Here is an 18155-nt window from a genome sequence, read left to right as displayed (position 1 = left end):
TCGGCCGCTAATCCACCAGAACGGACATGACGCCCAACAAGCGCTATTGGGTAGCGATTTGGGCGACCGTGACGGGCACCTTGTCCGGCGGGGAGCCGTTTGTCCGGTCCTGGGGCCGGCCCGGACGGGGCCTAGTAGGCGCGCGGGGCGGGGCCGGGCGCCTGCGGGTATCCGTAACCGGGAGCGACGACCGCGCCCCGGCCGGCCGGGGCGTGCGGCTCGCGGTCGTAGAACGGACGCGAGTTGACGCGCAGCCACATCGCGACCGGGTCGTACTCGTCGGCCATCGCCACGGTGGACACCGGGAGTCCCTCCGGGACCGTGCCGATGGACTGCTGCATCATCGCCCGCACGGCGTCGACGGACGGGCCGCTCGTGTCGTACAGATCGAGACCGATGGCGAGGTACGGAACGCCGAGCGCGGGCTGCACCCAGGCGCGGCGCAGCGAACGGATCGCGGGGGTGTGGTGGGCGTGCTGGGTGAGCTGCGCGTAGAACTGCGGGATCTCGATGGCGGGTTCGCTGATCCGCAGCGGACCGGCGGGCATCCGGTCCAGGCCGGTGGCGATCCGGCGCAGGTCCAGCCAGGGGATGCCGACCCCGCCGCCGGGGGCGTGCGGATTCAGCCAGATGCCCCAGCGGTCGGGGAACAGGGCGCGGGCGATGTCGCGGCCGCCGACGACCTCGTGGTCGCGGTTCCAGCCGCTGGCGGAGAGCTCCTGGGCCGAGGTGACACAGGGGGCGTAGCCGAGGCCCTCGATCTCCATGTTGCCGTACTGGGCGTCGGGCGAGCCGGCCCGGCCGTGCCACAGCAGCATCCAGATCCGGTCGGCCGCCAGTGCCTGGAGGAGTGCCTCGTACGCGTCGTAGCGCCCGGGCGTCACTTGGCGCAGCATGTGCTCGACCTGCCCGGCCGCCGCGCTGCCTGCCGCACTCACCCTGGGTCCCGCCCCTCTTCGATCCAACGTCTCGGCTGCCGCTCCCGGGCTCTCGGGGACGGCTCGGTGCCGAGGCACCAGCCATCAAACCAGCTTATGCGGCGGCCCTGACACCGACTTGACTCCGCGGGACCGGGCCGTCGTTTCGCGGCGCCGGTCCCCGTGCCGTGCCGCTACTCGGCGGCGCGCTGGTAGAAGGGCCGCACCCGTGCCCGCATCCAGTCGGCGACCGGGTCCTGAGCGACGTCGAGCAGCACCAGGTTGACCGGCCACGGCACCTCGACGCGCCCCAGGGCCCGTCCCAGGGCGTCCATGGGGGCGTTGCGTCCGGCGCCGTCCCAGGTGGAGAACTCGATGCCGACGAAGAGGACGGGGTCGCCGCCCTCGATGCTGGCCAGGGCGCGGCGGGCGCTGAGTACGACGRCGCTCTCCTCGAACTCACCGGCCGCGGCGGAGAGGAAGTCGACGGGGTCCTGCTGCCAGTCCGGTTCGTAGAGCCGGACCCGGCCGCCGCTGGCGGGCCCGTCCAGCACGGTGCGCCCGGCCCGGCAGAGCTCGGCGACGGCGGGCGGCGGCAGCGGCATGCCGACCGCGCCGCCTGGGTTCACCGCGATGCCGAGCTGCGGGGGCAGGCCCCGGGCGAACTCGCGTGCGGGGGCCACGGTGAACGACATGTGCGCGCCGACGCAGGTCAGGAACTGGTGTTCGGAGCTGAACACGGGGACGTACGGAGCGCCCTCGACGTCCAGCGTCGGCAGATCCAGGTCGGTGGCGTCCGGCGAGCCGCCGTTGGGCAGCGGCACCCAGAGGTGGCTGCGGCCGAGCACCTCCACCAGCCGGCCGCCCGCCTCCGGGCTGCCGAGCGAGGCGCTCAGTACTTCTTCGAGCTCGTTGGCCGGCCATCCGCCCTGCGGATGGGGCCCGGCCGGTGCCGGAATGTCCACTGGTTCCCTCTCTCACCCCATGTCGTGCAGCAAGAGGTTAACGCCGCGGCCCCGGATACCCGCCAGTCGCACACGGGCTGTCCAGCCATCGGACAGGTCGTTTTCAGGCCTCACTCTGTGCGTCTGCGAATGTGATCCGCGTCAGCAGGCCCGCCGCTTCACGGTCCAGCAGCACCGCCGAGGCGCAGCCGAGCGGCAGCAGGCCCGACTCGGTGTCCCGCAGCAGCCGCCCCACGGCCTTGCGGTGCCGGGCGAACGCGTACCCGGAGACTCCGCGTCCGCGCTCACGCTGTCCTTCCCTCGCCGTCCGCGGGGTGACGTCGAGGAGGACGAGGTGCAGGGTGCGGCCGCGGCGCCGGGCGTCGCGGGCCAGCCAGCCGCGCACCCAGGCCTGGGTGCCGCAGTCGTGGACGACGACGGAGGCGCCGGAGCGCAGCACCCGCCACAGCCCCCAGTAGTGGGCGACGCGGACGAGCGGACGGTAGAGGGCGTACGGGAGTAAGCGGGGCAGCCGGGCCGCCCAGCGGTCCCTGGTGTCCTGGGAGTCGATGGCGTGCGCCGAGACGGCCCGGGCGATCAGCGTCGACTTGCCGCTGCCGGGCAGCCCGGAGACCACCACCACATCGCCCGCCGCGAAGTGCAGTCCGCGCGGGCTGCGCCCGTCCCGCTGCCGCAGATCCCGGACAACGGGCGCGTGCGGGCCCAGGATCTCCCTGGCCGGCGCCCCCGGCTGCGCGGGCAGTGCGCCGTGCGCGACCCCCGCGGTCGTCGCGTACCGCTGCAACGTCATCGCCTCCCCCTGTCGCTGACCCACACCTGCCCATGAAGTGTAAAGAAAAGGTAATGCGGCACAACCGTCCGACCCGCCGGATCCCGCAGGAGACCGGCATCGGTACCGGCCCCCCACTCTCCCGCAATGCGTGCGATGATGACCCCGTCAACTGCATAAAGGCCGCTCGAATCCGCGCGGGAGAGTCCCGGCCCCCGTGGCCGGGCGCCGAAGGAGCAAGATCCTCCCTTGAATCTCTCAGGCCCCGTACCGCGTGGATGAGGCAGATCTGAAAAGCGAGTCGCTCAGCGGCTCCACCCAAGGTGCAAGCCGAACCCCTGCGGGGTCTCTCGGCGAACCTCTCAGGTTCCGATGACAGATGGGGAGGGATCGTCCTCGTCGTCATGCCCTGGGAGCCTTTGTCCATGAGCACCACCCCCCGTCTCACAGCACTCGACGCCCTGCACCGAGCGCTGGGCGCGACCATGACCGACTTCGCGGGCTGGGACATGCCGCTGCGCTACGCCAGTGAGCGCGACGAGCACAACGCCGTCCGCACGAAGGCCGGGCTCTTCGACCTCTCCCACATGGGCGAGATCACCGTCACCGGCCCCGAGGCCGTCGCGCTGCTGAACTTCGCGCTCGTCGGCAACATCGGCACCGTGTCCGTGGGCCGCGCCCGCTACACGATGATCTGTGCCGAGGACGGCGGCATCCTGGACGACCTGATCGTCTACCGGCTGGGCGAGACCGAGTACATGGTGGTCGCCAACGCCGGGAACGCCCAGATCGTGCTGGACGCGCTGACCGCCCGTGCCGGGGGCTTCGACGCCGAGGTCCGCGACGACCGCGACGCGTACGCGCTGCTCGCCGTCCAGGGCCCCGAGTCCCCCGCCATCCTGGCCGCCGTCACCGACGCCGACCTGGACGGCCTGAAGTACTACGCCGGGCTGCCGGGCACGGTCGCCGGGGTTCCCGCGCTCATCGCCCGTACCGGCTACACCGGCGAGGACGGCTTCGAGCTGTTCGTCGCGCCGGTCCACGCCGAGCAGCTGTGGAAGGCCCTCACCGAGGCCGGTGCCTCGCGTGGCCTGATCCCGTGCGGTCTCTCCTGCCGCGACACGCTGCGCCTGGAGGCCGGCATGCCGCTGTACGGACACGAGCTGACCACGGCGCTGACGCCGTTCGACGCCGGTCTCGGCCGGGTCGTGAAGTTCGAGAAGGAGGGCGACTTCGTCGGCCGCAAGGCCCTGGAGGCCGCCGCCGAGCGCGCCGAGACCGCCCCGCCCCGCAAGCTCGTCGGCCTGGTGGCCGAGGGCCGCCGGGTGCCCCGCGCCGGGTTCTCGGTGGTAGCGGACGGCCAGGTCATCGGCGAGGTCACCTCGGGCGCGCCGTCACCCACGCTCGGCAAGCCGATCGCCATGGCGTACGTCGACGCCGCGCACGCCACGCCCGGCACCGAGGGTGTCGGCGTGGACATCCGGGGCAGCCACGAGCCGTACGAGGTCGTGGCGCTGCCGTTCTACAAGCGCCGGAAGTAGAAGCACAGGGCGCGACGGGTGCCGCGTACGTGACGCAGTCCTGTCTCACACCGTAAGACCATCGTTCATCAGCACTCCCCCGCGTACAGGAGAATTCAGGTCATGAGCAACCCCCAGCAGCTGCGGTACAGCAAGGAGCACGAGTGGCTGTCGGCCGTCGAGGACGGTGTGGCCACGATCGGTATCACGGAGTACGCGGCCAACGCGCTCGGTGACGTCGTCTACGCCCAGCTTCCCGAGGTCGGTGACACGGTGACCGCGGGTGAGACCTGCGGCGAGCTGGAGTCGACCAAGTCGGTCAGCGACCTGTACTCGCCGGTGACCGGCGAGGTCACGGCCGCGAACCAGGACGTCGTGGACGACCCGTCCCTGGTGAACTCCGCTCCGTTCGAAGGCGGCTGGCTGTTCAAGGTACGCGTCACGGATGAGCCCGCCGATCTGCTCTCCGCCGACGAGTACACCGCGTTCTCCGGCAACTGAGACCCCAAGGGACCACCTGATGTCGCTTCTGAACTCCTCCCTCCACGAGCTGGACCCGGACGTCGCCGCCGCTGTCGACGCCGAGCTCCACCGTCAGCAGTCCACCCTCGAGATGATCGCCTCGGAGAACTTCGCTCCGGTCGCGGTCATGGAGGCCCAGGGCTCCGTCCTGACCAACAAGTACGCCGAGGGCTACCCCGGCCGCCGTTACTACGGCGGTTGTGAGCACGTCGACGTGGTCGAGCAGATCGCGATCGACCGCATCAAGGCGCTCTTCGGCGCCGAGGCCGCGAACGTGCAGCCGCACTCCGGCGCGCAGGCCAACGCCGCCGCGATGTTCGCGCTGCTGAAGCCGGGCGACACGATCATGGGCCTGAACCTGGCCCACGGCGGTCACCTGACCCACGGCATGAAGATCAACTTCTCCGGCAAGCTCTACAACGTGGTCCCGTACCACGTCGACGACACGGGCGTCGTGGACATGGCCGAGGTCGAGCGCCTCGCCAAGGAGTCCAAGCCGAAGCTGATCGTGGCCGGCTGGTCCGCCTACCCCCGTCAGCTGGACTTCGCCGCCTTCCGCCGCATCGCGGACGAGGTCGGCGCGTACCTGATGGTCGACATGGCGCACTTCGCCGGTCTGGTCGCCGCGGGCCTGCACCCCAACCCGGTGCCGCACGCCCACGTCGTCACCACCACCACGCACAAGACCCTCGGCGGTCCGCGCGGTGGCGTGATCCTCTCCACCCAGGAGCTCGCCAAGAAGATCAACTCGGCGGTCTTCCCTGGTCAGCAGGGCGGTCCGCTGGAGCACGTGATCGCGGCCAAGGCGGTCTCGTTCAAGGTCGCGGCGACCGAGGAGTTCAAGGAGCGCCAGCAGCGCACCCTGGACGGCGCCCGCATCCTGGCCGAGCGCCTGGTCCAGCCGGACGTCACCGAGGCCGGCGTCTCCGTCCTGTCCGGCGGTACGGACGTGCACCTGGTCCTCGTGGACCTGCGCAACTCCGAGCTGGACGGCCAGCAGGCCGAGGACCGGCTCCACGAGCTGGGCATCACGGTCAACCGCAACGCCATCCCCAACGACCCGCGGCCGCCCATGGTCACCTCGGGTCTGCGGATCGGCACGCCGGCGCTCGCCACCCGCGGTTTCCAGGCGGCGGACTTCACCGAGGTCGCCGAGATCATCGCGTCGGCGCTGAAGCCGTCGTACGACGCGGATGACCTGAAGGCCCGCGTCGTCGCGCTCGCCGAGAAGTTCCCGCTGTACCCCGGTGTGAAGTAGCCGGACCGGCTCATTTGCACATGAGGGCGGGGCACCACGCACACTGAACAGTGAGCGCGGTGCCCCATCCCTTGCCCCCGCTCCCTTGTCCCGCTCTCCGGGCCCACCCCGCCCGTACCGCACCACCCGGCAGACAACGGCGTCTACCAACCCTTAGGAGTCACCCCGTGGCCATCTCGGTCTTCGACCTGTTCTCGATCGGCATCGGCCCGTCCAGCTCCCATACGGTCGGCCCCATGCGCGCGGCCCGTATGTTCGCGCGCCGGCTGAAGAACGAGGGCCTGCTGGCCCACACCGCCTCGATACGCGCCGAACTCTTCGGCTCGCTCGGCGCCACCGGCCACGGCCACGGCACCCCGAAGGCCGTCCTGCTCGGCCTGGAGGGCGAGTCGCCCCGTACCGTCGACGTCGAGACGGCGGACGACCGGGTCGAGGCGATCCGCGCCACCGGCCGGATCAACCTCCTCGGCATGCACGAGATCGCCTTCGACGCCGACAAGCAGCTGGTCCTGCACCGCCGCAAGAGGCTGCCGTACCACGCCAACGGCATGACCGTCTTCGCGTACGACCACGAGGGCGCCCCGCTCCTGGAGAAGACGTACTACTCGGTCGGCGGCGGCTTCGTCGTGGACGAGGACGCGGTCGGCGAGGACCGGATCGTCCCCGACGACACCGCACTCCGGCACCCCTTCCGCACCGGCGACGAACTACTGCGCCTCGCCCGTGACACCGGTCTGTCGATCTCCTCCCTGATGCTGGAGAACGAGCGCGCCTGGCGCACCGAGGACGAGATCCGCTCCGGGCTGCTCGACATCTGGCGCGCGATGCAGGCGTGCGTCTCCCGCGGCATGTCCCGCGAGGGCATCCTGCCCGGCGGCCTCAAGGTCCGCCGCCGCGCCGCGAACACCGCCCGCCAGCTGCGCGCCGAGGGCGACCCGCAGACCCACGCGATGGAGTGGATCACCCTCTACGCGATGGCGGTCAACGAGGAGAACGCCGCGGGCGGCCGCGTGGTCACCGCCCCGACGAACGGCGCGGCCGGCATCATCCCGGCAGTGCTGCACTACTACATGAACTTCGCGGCCGGCGGCGCCACCGAGGCGGAGAAGGACGACAGCATCGTCCGCTTCCTGCTGGCGGCCGGCGCCATCGGCATGCTGTTCAAGGAGAACGCCTCCATCTCCGGCGCCGAGGTCGGCTGCCAGGGCGAGGTCGGCTCCGCCTGCTCGATGGCCGCGGGCGCCCTCGCCGAGGTCCTGGGCGGCACCCCGGAACAGGTCGAGAACGCCGCCGAGATCGGGATGGAGCACAACCTCGGCCTGACCTGCGACCCGGTCGGCGGCCTCGTCCAGATCCCGTGCATCGAGCGCAACGGCATGGCGGCGGTGAAGGCCGTCACCGCGGCGAAGATGGCGCTGCGCGGCGACGGCAGCCACAAGGTCTCCCTCGACAAGGTCATCAAGACCATGAAGGAGACGGGCGCCGACATGAGCGTGAAGTACAAGGAGACCGCCCGCGGCGGGCTCGCGGTGAACATCATCGAGTGCTAGTCGGATAGGCCCTGACCAGCGCGTTTGCTTCTTTCAGCGCTGTCAGGGCCTTCCCTGCCTACGGGGTGGAAAGTCCCTGGAAACCCCCTGGGACAGACGTGAAAGTCCCTGAAAAGTCCCTGGGATGTCCCCGTAGGACTTGGCTGATCGCCGTTGCGGTAGGCCAACTTCCAGGCTGATCTGGCGCTCTTACGGCCGACTCAGGTAGTGGTTACATGCCAGGTAGCGAAACCTACGCATGACGAGTTGTCCGGTCTCGCTCCGCGAGCATCCGCCACCGTCCGCCCCTCGCACCCAACGGCTGAACAGGCGCCTACTCGCACCCATGCGGACGGTGGCGGACGCTCCCGGACGGAGCAGGTACCGAGACCACGGTGCTGCTGGTCTCGGCCTCTAACCGCCGTGTCCCAATCGCTACAGGCAGAGAGCTCCAACCCGATTGCTTCTGGAGCCAATAGGGAGGAAAATTGCTCTACTCAAGTGTGGACGTCATGGGGAAGGTGCCGTCTCAGTAGGGTGGGGACATGGGGACGGATCGTCGCACTTTTGGATCTTGGCGCCTTCGAGGTGGCCGCTACGAGCAACAGGGTTTGCCCGTTGAGGTCTTGGCAGAGTTCGCCAGGTATGAGCGTCTCGTGGTCGACGTGGCACGCGGGTTGTACAAGCAGCGACACGCCACGCGACAGAGGGTTCCTAGGGGTTTCGCGTCCTCTTTCTCTCTCCGCCTTTCGGACATCCAAGCCGGAAGCGTGGTGCCCATTCTTGAGCGTGCCACCAATGAGACTGACACCCTCTTCGACGAGGACTCAGGCATCTTCGACGAGGCACGCATCCTAATTCAAGACACTTTGCGCTCCATCCAGTCCGGATCCGGCATTCCGCGGACCTTCCCGCCGCACGCACTTCGCGAATTCTCACGCTTCGGACGCAGCTTGCAGGATGACGAATCAATCGTCTTCGACAGTGGCAGCCCATCCGAAGTGATCTACTCGCAATCAGTCCGCCGATTGATTCACGAGAAGGCGCGCCTTGAGCGATTCGAGATTGAAACGCTCATCGCAGGGCAGGTCATCGGAGTAAACGCAGAAAAGGGCACATTCGACTTCCGCCTATCTAGCGGGAAACAGGTACTGGGGCGCTTCTCCTCCGACGACATCGTCGTGGACCTTAAGCAATACCTAGATCGATCAACAATGGCCCCCACGGTCGCCGTTAACGCCGTAGCAATTCAGTCACTAGATGGCGACTATATCGAGATTCAGGACATTCTGTCGATCGAACCGGTTCTGCCGCCTGAGTGGTCAGAACGTCTCCTGACATTGCAGACTCTCGAAAATGGCTGGCTCGATGGCATCGGCAAGGAAGTGAGCAGAAAGCTACTGCGCCAAGTCGAATCCATTCTTCTTGAACTCCTTGATGCACAGGTCGAGCGCCCATACATTTATCCGACCGAGGAGGGTGGGGTCCAGCTAGAGTGGCCTTTCACCCGAGGCGAGGTCACGCTAGTAATTCTCCCAGAAGAAAAGGTGGACGTATATGCCTTTTCGAAGGAAGACGACACCGACAGCACTAAGACGTTCCACTGGCGGAACCTAGAAAGCATCACAGAATTCGTGACCGGGGGGATCACCCAGTATGGCGACTGACGGCCCAAATCTTCGGCCCGGCGAGCTTGAAATATCGACCCAGGACGAGAAACTTTGGCGCCAAGTGAATCCTAGCTGGGTCCATGACGGCCGGGTCAGTAGCCAACTCTTTCGACCCACACCTAAGGATACCGGTGAAGTATCGGTGACAAGGTCTTCATTGGTCACCCCTGAAGCAGCGCACCACCATCACACCGGGACGCTGGGTTACGCGTCGGTCGGCGTTTTCTGTGTAGAGGTAGGCGAAGTTAACGAAGCGGGTCTAAGAGTCATTGACGATGCCCAAATCGATGACGGAGAAACCCGCCCACCTGCCCATGCGTACGTCGATTACAAACTGATTGATTCGAAGAAACTCCAACAGAGGCGCGCCAGCGTTCTTCGCGATAAAGCCGAAAAGCACGGGTGGCAATACGGACCCATGAAGCATTAGAACTTCAAGGGCGCTGGTTCGCCATCCCGAAAGCGGAGATCGGGACAAACGTGTGGGAGACCCGCGAGGCTGCCCGGGCCGACGTTTTCCGCTATGTCGAGGTCGAGTACAACCGCAGCCGCCTCCGTCGGCACCCTCGACTACGGGTACGTCACCCCGCTCGAGACGAGAGCCTTGCTCAGGCAGGACCTCGCCCCGCCAGCGCAAGCACCCGCTGTCCGGCTCGCGGGGGGAACTCCGCCCGCGCCCTGCTCACCGCTTGGGCCACCGCCTGCAAAGCATGCGCCGACGAAGGGAGTGTCTTTTTCTTTGTGTATGCCCTGGTGTTGACGCTTGCTCTGAGCTGAAGTCGATTGCTACTGGTTCTCGGTGACGCGGTCGCCGTAGAAGCCGGCGAGGGTGTTGATGGCTTCCTTCCAGTTACGGGTCCGGCCTGTGACGTTGGGGCGGTTGGGCTGGCGGTCGCGGATGACGAGGTAGAGGACCTTGAGGGCGGAGTCGTCGTCGGGGAAGTGGCCGCGTCGTCGGGTGGCCTGGCGGAAGCGGGCGTTGAGAGATTCGATCATGTTGGTGGTGTAGACGACCTTGCGGATCTCGGGCGGGAAGCGGAGGAACATGACGAAGTGTTCCCAGTTCCGGCGCCAGACTCCGACCAGCGCCGGGTAGCGGTCGCCCCACTCGGCCTCGAATTCAGCGAAGCGGGCTTCGGCGGCATCCGCGTTGGCGGCGGTGTAGACGTGGCGGAGCTCCTTGGCGATCTGCGCCCAGTACTTGGTGGAGGCGTATTTGAGGCTGGCGCGGACCATGTGGACCACGCACAGCTGCACATCGGTCTGCGGCCAGGTGTTCTGGATCGAGTCCGGCAGCCCTTTCAGTCCGTCACAGCAGGCGATCAGGACGTCTTCGACACCGCGGTTGCGGAGCTCGGCCAGCCAGGTCATCCACGTCTTGGCGCCTTCGCCGCCCTTGCCGACCCACATGCCCAGGACGTCCCGCTCGCCCTCGAGGTTGATCCCGACCGCGACGTAGACGGGCCGGTTCGCGACCGCGCCATCTCTGATCTTCACGAAGATCGCGTCGATCATCACGACTGCGTAGACGCGGTCGAGCGGCCGGTTGCGCCATGCCTCCAGCTCCGCACTGACCTGGTGAGTGGCACGGGAGATGAGATCGCGGGAAACCTCCATGTCGTAGATCTCGGACAGATGAGCCTGGATCTCGCCGGTCGTGAGCCCCTTGGCGTACAGCGAAAGGATCGCCGCGTCGAAACCCTGGACCCGACGGCTGTGCTTGGGCACGATCTGCGGTGCGAAGTCGCCGGCACGGTCCCGGGGCACCTCCAGCTCCACCGGCCCCACATCAGTGAGGACCGTCTTGCGCGAGGTCCCGTTACGGGAGTTACCCGACCCGGCGCCCGCCGAATCCCCCTTCTCGTAGCCGAGATGTTCACTCATCTCGGCCTCCAAAGCACCCTCCAGGACCAGCTTCACCAGCCCCTTGAGCAGCCCGTTCTCCCCGACCAGATTCAGGCCCTCGCTGCGGGCCCGGGAGACCAACTGCTCGGCCAGGTCCCGGTCCAGCTCGGTCAGTCGTGCCAACTCAGCCCCCGTGCGTACGATGTTCGCGCTGTCGTGCGGGCGCTCACCCTTGATGCCCATCAGTGATCCTTCCCGGCAGAGGCCACACCTCATGCCAGACGGGTCACACCCGGGCATACACAATCTTTAGGACAGTCCCCCGACGAATGCTCCTCGCACGCCGGCGCAAGGCGAAGCCGCCTCCGTGCTGGTGGATGTCGTCGCGGGTGCGGTCCCCTGCCCGAGTCTGGACACTGCAGGCTCAGGATGACTGGTGTTGGGGGTGGGGACTGGCCGTGGCACGCAGGAAGGTTAGGACAGCGTCCTAGTATTGCGGGACGGTGAGACTGTGGCAGCAGGAAAGGCTTGGGTATGCGGCGGCTGGGAGATCTCGAAGCCGAGATCATGGACTGCCTCTGGACATGGGGCAGACCCGCCACGGTCCGAGAGGTGGTTGATTCGATCAACGCGCGACGCCCCGCCGCTTACACCACCGTGATGACGGTCACCACAATCCTCTACAACAAGGGTTGGCTCACGCGCGAGAAGCAGGGGCGCGCTTGGCTCTACACGCCGGTGCGTAGCAGGGAGGCGTACTCGGCTGCGCTGATGGAAGATGCTCTGGGTGCCAGTGAGGACCGGTCGGTGGCCTTGGCTCACTTCGTCCGCGGCATGTCCGATGACGAGGTATCCGCTCTGCGCGATGCCCTTCGCGCCGCCGGACACGACCTCACCCCGTGAACGCAGCGCCTGCCCTGTTGGGTTACGCCGCAGCGGTCGGGACGCTTGCTCCGCGCATCATGGCGCGCAGCAGCTGGCCGCACAGGGCTCCGGCTCTGGCCGTGACCGTCTGGCTGACGCTCGCCTGCTCGTTCTCGCTTTGCCTTGCGCTGGGTGCCCTCCATCTGGCAAGTCCCCATACGCACCTTCACGGCATCATCTACACATGCCGAGTCGCGCTGGGCATTGATGCGCCGAGCTCAACCAGGGCCAACTACGCGGGCTACGTAGGGGCGGGAGCTGTGGGTGCCGCTCTGGTGGTCACCTTCACCATCTGCGTACGGCGCGCTCGGGCTATCCGCAAGCGGCACAGAAGAGTGCTGGACCTGGTAGGTCGCCGGTCGGCGGTATTGGGAGCCACTGTGCTGGAGCACGCCGCACCGACGGCTTACTGCCTTCCCGGATACCGACCCAGGATCGTCGTCAGCAGGGGCGCTGTCGAGCTCCTCTCCAGCAAGCAACTCGGCGCGGTTCTTGAGCATGAGCGGGCGCACATCGCCGGCCGGCACCACTTGCTCCTAGCGGCTTCCCAAGCCTTCGCCGCCGTCTTTCGCGGGCTCCCGCTCGCCTCTGTGATGCGGGAGCAAATTCCGCTCCTGCTGGAGATGATTGCCGACGACCGGGCGCTTCGCAGGACAGGACGTAACGTGCTGGCTACCGCCATGTACGAGATGGCCACCGCCAGCGTCCCGGACGGTGCGCTAGGGGTCGGAGGTCATGGCGTCGCGGTCAGACTCCAGCGCATTCTCATTCCAGTCCCGAGCGCAAACCTGGCCATGCTTTGCTGCATCGCGACGGCCGCGATGGTGGTGCCGCTACTTCCCGTGCTCGTCGCTTGCCCTCCGAGCCTCGCCCTGAGCACCACCTTCGCGCTTCTGCCTCTGTAGCCCGGCTGCGTCAATCCTGCTGTCCGCGCCGACCCGATCGTCAGATGCGTACGCCCCACATGAACGGCATGCCGCTCCGCGCGATGGACTCGTAGCGCACCTGGGCGCCCGGTTTGGGAGAGTGCAGAATTTGTCCGTTGCCGGCATAGAAGCCGACGTGGCTCAGGTCGGTCCGCATGATGATCAGATCGCCAGGCTTCAACGCACTCAATGAGTTGATCCTTGTACCGACCCCGGCCTGAGCCTGCGAAGTCCGCGGGATAGAGACGCCCGCCTGCTGGAAGGCCCATGAAGTCAAACCGCTGCAGTCGAAGGAAGAGGGGCCCGTGGCGCCCCACACGTACGGCAGGCCGACTCGGCTCTGGGCGGCGCTGAACGCCGAAGCGGCGCGCTGCGAGCCACTGGCCTCGTTGCCCAACTCCGTGCGCTCGCTCGACCGGTTCGCTCGCTCTTCGTCCTCGGCGATCTTTGCACGCTCTTTGGCTGTCAAGCTGTTGAGCAGCTGCCGCGCCTTCGCCAACTTGCCCTGGATTTCCTTCTTCTTTACACCCAGCTCCGTACGGGTACTGCCCAGATCCTTGACCTTTGCCATGGCTTGCGTGCGTTGCTGCTGCAACTCGCGCTGTTGCTTCGCGTAGCGTTGCCATGCGGAGAGTTGATGCGCGCCGAGACGGTCCAGCGCTGCCGCCCCTTCGAGGAACTCATCAGGGTCCGACGACAGCAGCAGTTGCACGGACGGGTCGAGCCCGCCACTGCGGTACTGAGCGGAAGCAATTGCACCCAGTTGATTCCGGAGTGTGTTGAGGCCACTCTGTTTGCGGGCTGCGGCGCTTTGCAGGTCTTTGACCTGCTTGTCCAGCTGCTCGGCCCTTTCTTTAGCCCCGTTGTACTTCTCTGTTGCCTGCGTGGCCTCTTCATACAGGCGGTCAATTTGCGCCTGTACGCCCTTCTTGGACGGGTCGGGCAGCGGATCGGCTGATGCAGTCTGCGCCGAGAAGGCAACGGCGGCAGCCGCAGTCGCGGTGAGCGCGGTCGTATACGCGTGACTGGCCTGCTTGGGACGACGGTGGGACGCCACGGAGTCTGACTCCTACTTCCTGGGTCGCGGGCCGCGGGACGTTCTGTTGCCCTGCGGTCCGTTTCGGGAGACACGGTGCGGCAGCGCCTTCGCCGTCACCCCGAGCGGGCGACCGGTCAACGAAGGGCACTCGGAGACTAAGTTACTTAGTTACTTAGTTTCAACTGCAGCGAGTGCCGTACTGCGCAGACAGGGAAGCCGGGCCGCCACCGACCGAAGGACGGCGACGCGGCCACACCGGTCGGTCGAATGAGCGCACTCGAGTGCGGCACTTCTCAGGGGGCGGAGACCGCAAGCGAGGTTTCCGGGGATGATGGGCGCGGCATGGACAGGCTCAGAGAAACGACGAACCAGAAGAAGACTTCGAGCATGTGGCGAGGGGGTCGGTGGATCCGGGCTGCTGTGTTCACGGCGATCAGCAGCGTCCTCGCGGTCGTGGGACATCACCTGGTCGCCGAGAGTGCTGTCCCCTGGTTGAAACTGCTCGCCGCAGCGGCTGCCGTGTTCGCCGTATCCGCAATGTCGGCAGGTACGCCTCGCTCGTGGTGGCTGGTGGCTGCGGCAACCGGTTGCGCCCAGGCGTTGCTGCACGCGGCATTGGCCAGTTCAGCCCCTGTCATGGGCAGGCAGCACGAAATGCACGCCATGTCAGGCTCCGGATACTCGGCTCATCACAGTCCGTTCGTGATGACGTCGGTGCATTGGCTGGCTGCTGTAGCGGTGGCGGTGCTGATGTATCGCGCGGATCAGGCTCTGAGCAAGCTTCCACAGACTGCCAGCAGATGGACACGGACCGCGATCGCTGCCCTTGCTGCCGCACTGGGGCCTTTGGGGCCGCAGCCACTGCGCACAGCGGCTGCCCTGCCCGCGCAATGCCCCTTGCCGGCCAGACCGGGGAAGTCTGCATTGCAGGTGGTCCTGTGTCACGCCGTGGTCCGCAGGGGCCCGCCATGGGTGCGGCTGTAGACGCTGCCAATCCATAGCGGGCTGCTCACCGACGGCCGGCCCCACCTGCACGAGAAGAGTTTCATTCATGGCGAACACATCACGTACCTGCCGCAGCCTTTGCCGGATAGGGATTGCGGCGACAGTCACCGCTGCTGTCCTTGCGGCGGGGGCGGGTACTGCCGCTGCCCACGCCGAAGTCAGCGCTTCTGACGCCCGCGCTCTGGCGGAGAACGTCACGCTTACGTTTACCTCGGAGGCGGAGTCGGACGCTGCGGGATTCAAGGAGCTGCGGGTCGTGCTGCCCGCAGGCATCGCTCCGGACGCTGTGTCGCTGAAGGAGGCCCCCAAGGGCTGGGCGCTCAGCACCACAGACGACGGGTACACCGTGGGCGGCACAGCACTGACTGCGGGGACGGACGCCGAGCACAGCATCACGGTTCGGCAGCTGCCCGACGCGAAGTCGCTGGCGTTCAAGACCATTGAGACGTACAGCGACGGCAAGGTCTCCCGTTGGATCGAGGTGCCCAGCAACGGTCAGAAGGTGGAGAACCCCGCCCCGGTCCTGGAACTGAAGGCGGCGGCCCCGGGAGCCAAAGCGATTGCGCCAAGTCCTTCGCCGACGCCGAGTGCCAGCACGCCGTCACCGGCAGCGTCCACTCCGGCGACCGAGTCATCGCCTTCCGCACAGCCTGAAAGCAAGAAGAGTTCTGGCAGTAATACCGGCCTGTTGGTTGGGCTGATCGCGGCCGCGCTGGTCGCGGTCGCCGGGGCAACTGTGTGGTGGACGCGCCGCAACCGCAGCCGGGCGTAGGCACCCAGCGTGCTGGTGCGCAGAAGCAACTGGGCTGCGCACCAGCACGCTCATGTCAGACCTGCACTGGGACTGGGGTGGTGGTGAGGTTGCCGCTGCGTGCGAGTGCTGCGACAGCGGCTGCGCAGCACGCGCCGACCAAGGCCAGGACGACCCAGGGCAGGGCGGCGAGGCCGGCATCGCGGGCGGCGTCCAAGACCGCGCCAGTGGCGAGGTTCCCCAACGTGATGCCGATACCGCAGACGGTGTTGTAGAGGCCGTAGTGGGTGGCGACCCAGCGTCCGCCGGACAGGGCCACGATGGTATCCATCTCGAACGGGTACAGCACCGCGGTCGCTGCGGCGAGCAGGGCCGCGCAGGCGAGCAGCGGCAGCATGATGACCGCGGTGCGCCATCCGGCTGAGGTGAGGTGCTGGCCGGAGGTGAGCATCGGGGGCAGGAACGCGATCGCCATCAGTGCGAGCCCGGCCACCAGGCAGTGCTGGGGCGTCAGAGATTTTTTGCACCAGGCGGTAATGCGCATCTGTCCACCGAGCGCAACCAACCCAGAAATGACGAACAGTGCACTGGTGGCTGCAGTCCCTGTTGTGCCGTCACCGACCAGGCGCTTGGTCTCCAGGGGCAGGGCCAGATAGATCTGGAAGGACAGGACGTAGGAACCGGTCATGGCTGCGGAGAACAGCCAGAACGGCCGGTTGCGCATGACTACGGCCGCCTGCTCGCGCAGGGTTGTCCCCTCGCCTGCGGTTGCGCCGGTCCGGGCCGGCAGTCGGCGCATCTGCAACAGAGTCAGGGCCGCGAACAGGACGGCAGCCACCAGGCAGGTGACAGGGAACGCCACTGCGGTCAGCGCCAGCCCGATCAGCGGCCCGAGCAGAATCCCGGCCTGGTAGAAGACGTTGAACAGGGCGAACGCCTCGACACGTCGTTCGCCGGATTCGGCCGCCAGGTAGGCGCGGACGGCCGGGTTGAACAGTGCGCCTGCCAGCCCGGTAGCGGCGGAGGCGGCCAAGAGTGCGGGAAGGGTGTCGGCGAAGGCGAGGGCGGTGAAGCCGACGGTGCGAAGTGCGCATCCGGCGATGATCAGCGGCCGGTAGCCAAGCCGGTCGGCCAAGGCCCCGCCGATGAGAAACATGCCCTGTTGGGAGAGGTTACGCATACCCATGATGAGGCCGACGGCCCAGGCTGCCAGAGCCAGGGTGCCAGAGAGGTGGGCCGCCAGGTAGGGCATGAGCATGTAGAAGCCGAGGTTGATGCTGAGCTGGTTGATCAGCAGCAGCTGCACGGTGGGGTCGAAGGAGCGGGCCTGACGCCACGTCGTCTTCACTGGTGGGCTCCGGCGTTGATCGAGGTCGGGGGTTTCGTGGGGTCGGTGACGGTGGTGCAGCGTGTCCACCGGGTTACCTCACGCAATCCGGCGGCGTCGATGGTGTCGGGCCCGGTGGTCGGTGGGGTGTTGAGGAGATCGTGGGCGCGGCAGTAGTCGTCGTTGAAGACGGTGTCGAAGTAGCGGTGCGGCCCGTCGGGGAACACGGCGGCAATGCGGGTGCCTGCCGGCTGGGTGCGGGCCACCCAGCCGGCGACCAGGGCGACCGCTCCCACACTCCAGCCGCCGGTAGCGAACTGGCGTGCGGCCAGGCACCTGGCCGACCAGACGGCTTCGCCCGGGGCGACCCAGTGGACTTCACTGAAGGCCGTGTAGTCGACGTTGCGGGGATAGATCGAGGAGCCCAACCCCCGCATCAGGCGGGTCCGTGCGGGCTGGCCGAAGATGGTCGATCCGATGGTGTCGACCCCGACCAGCCGCAGCTGGGGCATCCGTCGACGCAGACCCCGGGCGATGCCGGCCGAGTGCCCTCCGGTGCCGACTGCACAGACGAGGATGTCGATGTGTTCCAACTGGTCGGCGAGTTCGGTGGCCAGCCCCGCGTAGGCGGCCACGTTGTCGGGGTTGTTGTACTGGTCGGGCGACCAAGCCCCCGGCAAGGCAGCAAGGAGTTCGGCCACCTTCTGACGGCGCGCCTCCTGCCAGCCGCCTTCGGGGTGAGGCTGGTCGACGATGTAGAGGGTGGCACCGTGGGCGGTGAGCATCCGCTCCATGATCGGCTCCATGCCGGGGTCGGTCACCAGATGCACCGGATGGCCGTGCAGGACACCGGCCAACGCCAGGCCGAGCCCCAGGGTGCCGGAGGTGGATTCCACAATCGGGGATCCGGGGCGGAGGTCTCCGCGTTCGCGGGCCCGGGCGACCATATGCAGGGCTGCGCGATCCTTGATACCGCCGGGGTTGAATCCTTCGAGCTTGGCCCAGAAGCCTCCGGGTGAGGTGGCGAACGGCTCGTCCACCCACAGCACGGGAGTGCCGCCGACAGCCTCCAGGACGCTGGGTGGGGAAGCCTTCAGGTTTTCGGGCAGGGAAAGTCCAGTCATGTGAGGGTGTCTTTCGTGCGTTGGGGCACGATGGCGGCGCATAGCCGTCTACAACTCGACGTGC

At 67.3% G+C, this 18155-nt stretch carries 15 protein-coding genes and 1 riboswitch; of the genes, 8 read left to right on the top strand and 7 right to left on the bottom strand.

The features are described from left to right. Positions 1–131: 131 nt before the first annotated feature. The 3 genes from EAO72_RS34285 to EAO72_RS34275 form a co-directional block, all read right to left on the bottom strand. A complete protein-coding gene (locus EAO72_RS34285) occupies positions 132–938 on the bottom strand; it encodes an enhanced serine sensitivity protein SseB C-terminal domain-containing protein (protein ID WP_261991727.1) in 807 nt (268 codons plus the stop codon). Positions 939–1111: 173 nt separating this feature from the next. Further along, complete coding sequence (locus tag EAO72_RS34280) at positions 1112–1882, bottom strand: enhanced serine sensitivity protein SseB (RefSeq protein ID WP_148020934.1); 771 nt, start codon at positions 1880–1882, stop codon at positions 1112–1114. Positions 1883–1985: 103 nt separating this feature from the next. Next, the gene (locus EAO72_RS34275) at positions 1986–2672 is read right to left on the bottom strand and encodes an AAA family ATPase (protein WP_148020933.1); all 687 of its coding nucleotides are present in this window, start codon (positions 2670–2672) and stop codon (positions 1986–1988) included. A gap of 167 nt (positions 2673–2839) precedes the next feature. Then, positions 2840–2934: riboswitch (glycine riboswitch) on the top strand. A 142-nt stretch (positions 2935–3076) separates the two neighbouring features. On the opposite strand from EAO72_RS34275, the gene gcvT reads away from it, so the two are divergent. From gcvT to EAO72_RS34250, 5 genes are all read left to right on the top strand, one after another. Further along, the gene (gcvT, locus tag EAO72_RS34270; protein WP_148020932.1) at positions 3077–4192 is read left to right on the top strand and encodes a glycine cleavage system aminomethyltransferase GcvT; all 1116 of its coding nucleotides are present in this window, start codon (positions 3077–3079) and stop codon (positions 4190–4192) included. Positions 4193–4294: 102 nt separating this feature from the next. Next, entirely contained in the window at positions 4295–4672 is a 378-nt protein-coding gene (gene gcvH / locus EAO72_RS34265) for a glycine cleavage system protein GcvH (protein ID WP_148020931.1), read from the top strand. A gap of 19 nt (positions 4673–4691) precedes the next feature. Then, on the top strand, positions 4692–5951 hold the full coding sequence (glyA, locus tag EAO72_RS34260; protein ID WP_148020930.1) for a serine hydroxymethyltransferase: 1260 nt from the start codon (positions 4692–4694) through the stop codon (positions 5949–5951). 167 nt (positions 5952–6118) lie between these two features. Further along, positions 6119–7501, top strand: a complete 1383-nt coding sequence (locus tag EAO72_RS34255) for an L-serine ammonia-lyase (RefSeq protein ID WP_148020929.1) — start codon at positions 6119–6121, stop codon at positions 7499–7501. Positions 7502–8253: 752 nt separating this feature from the next. Continuing rightward, entirely contained in the window at positions 8254–9147 is an 894-nt protein-coding gene (locus tag EAO72_RS34250; RefSeq protein WP_148020928.1) for a hypothetical protein, read from the top strand. 789 nt (positions 9148–9936) lie between these two features. Here the strand turns inward: EAO72_RS34250 and EAO72_RS34245 are convergent. Continuing rightward, on the bottom strand, positions 9937–11169 hold the full coding sequence (locus EAO72_RS34245; RefSeq protein ID WP_148022200.1) for an IS256 family transposase: 1233 nt from the start codon (positions 11167–11169) through the stop codon (positions 9937–9939). 360 nt (positions 11170–11529) lie between these two features. On the opposite strand from EAO72_RS34245, the gene EAO72_RS34240 reads away from it, so the two are divergent. Both EAO72_RS34240 and EAO72_RS34235 read left to right on the top strand, forming a co-directional pair. Next, positions 11530–11898 (top strand): BlaI/MecI/CopY family transcriptional regulator, encoded by a 369-nt coding sequence (locus EAO72_RS34240; protein WP_148020927.1) that lies wholly within the window; start codon positions 11530–11532, stop codon positions 11896–11898. After that, entirely contained in the window at positions 11895–12824 is a 930-nt protein-coding gene (locus tag EAO72_RS34235; RefSeq protein ID WP_148020926.1) for a M56 family metallopeptidase, read from the top strand. The genes EAO72_RS34240 and EAO72_RS34235 overlap by 4 nt, the downstream gene beginning before the upstream one ends. Positions 12825–12864: 40 nt before the next feature. Here the strand turns inward: EAO72_RS34235 and EAO72_RS34230 are convergent, their stop codons facing one another. Beyond that, positions 12865–13902, bottom strand: a complete 1038-nt coding sequence (locus EAO72_RS34230; protein ID WP_148020925.1) for a C40 family peptidase — start codon at positions 13900–13902, stop codon at positions 12865–12867. A 1033-nt stretch (positions 13903–14935) separates the two neighbouring features. On the opposite strand from EAO72_RS34230, the gene EAO72_RS34225 reads away from it, so the two are divergent. Beyond that, positions 14936–15661, top strand: a complete 726-nt coding sequence (locus tag EAO72_RS34225) for a DUF1775 domain-containing protein (protein ID WP_148020924.1) — start codon at positions 14936–14938, stop codon at positions 15659–15661. A gap of 55 nt (positions 15662–15716) precedes the next feature. On the opposite strand, the gene EAO72_RS34220 is transcribed toward EAO72_RS34225, so the two are convergent. Further along, on the bottom strand, positions 15717–16988 hold the full coding sequence (locus EAO72_RS34220) for an MFS transporter (protein WP_148020923.1): 1272 nt from the start codon (positions 16986–16988) through the stop codon (positions 15717–15719). Beyond that, entirely contained in the window at positions 16985–18091 is a 1107-nt protein-coding gene (locus EAO72_RS34215) for a PLP-dependent cysteine synthase family protein (RefSeq protein WP_315986324.1), read from the bottom strand. The genes EAO72_RS34220 and EAO72_RS34215 overlap by 4 nt, the downstream gene beginning before the upstream one ends. Positions 18092–18155: the final 64 nt, after the last annotated feature.

Origin of the sequence: Streptomyces sp. OR43, from assembly GCF_008042275.1 — a bacterium.
Lineage (GTDB): Bacteria > Actinomycetota > Actinomycetes > Streptomycetales > Streptomycetaceae > Streptomyces.
Note: the sequence above shows the minus strand (reverse complement) of the source record. Positions and strands in the feature narration are given on the sequence as shown.

Bases quoted from the DNA above. Each gene is read 5' to 3' on its own strand.
- glyA (WP_148020930.1), top strand. From the start codon at position 4,692: ATGTCGCTTCTGAACTCCTCCCTCCACGAGCTGGACCCGGACGTCGCC.
- EAO72_RS34225 (WP_148020924.1), top strand. From the start codon at position 14,936: ATGGCGAACACATCACGTACCTGCCGCAGCCTTTGCCGGATAGGGATT.
- gcvH (WP_148020931.1), top strand. From the start codon at position 4,295: ATGAGCAACCCCCAGCAGCTGCGGTACAGCAAGGAGCACGAGTGGCTG.
- EAO72_RS34275 (WP_148020933.1), bottom strand. From the start codon at position 2,672: ATGACGTTGCAGCGGTACGCGACGACCGCGGGGGTCGCGCACGGCGCA.
- EAO72_RS34240 (WP_148020927.1), top strand. From the start codon at position 11,530: ATGCGGCGGCTGGGAGATCTCGAAGCCGAGATCATGGACTGCCTCTGG.
- EAO72_RS34215 (WP_315986324.1), bottom strand. From the start codon at position 18,091: ATGACTGGACTTTCCCTGCCCGAAAACCTGAAGGCTTCCCCACCCAGC.
- gcvT (WP_148020932.1), top strand. From the start codon at position 3,077: ATGAGCACCACCCCCCGTCTCACAGCACTCGACGCCCTGCACCGAGCG.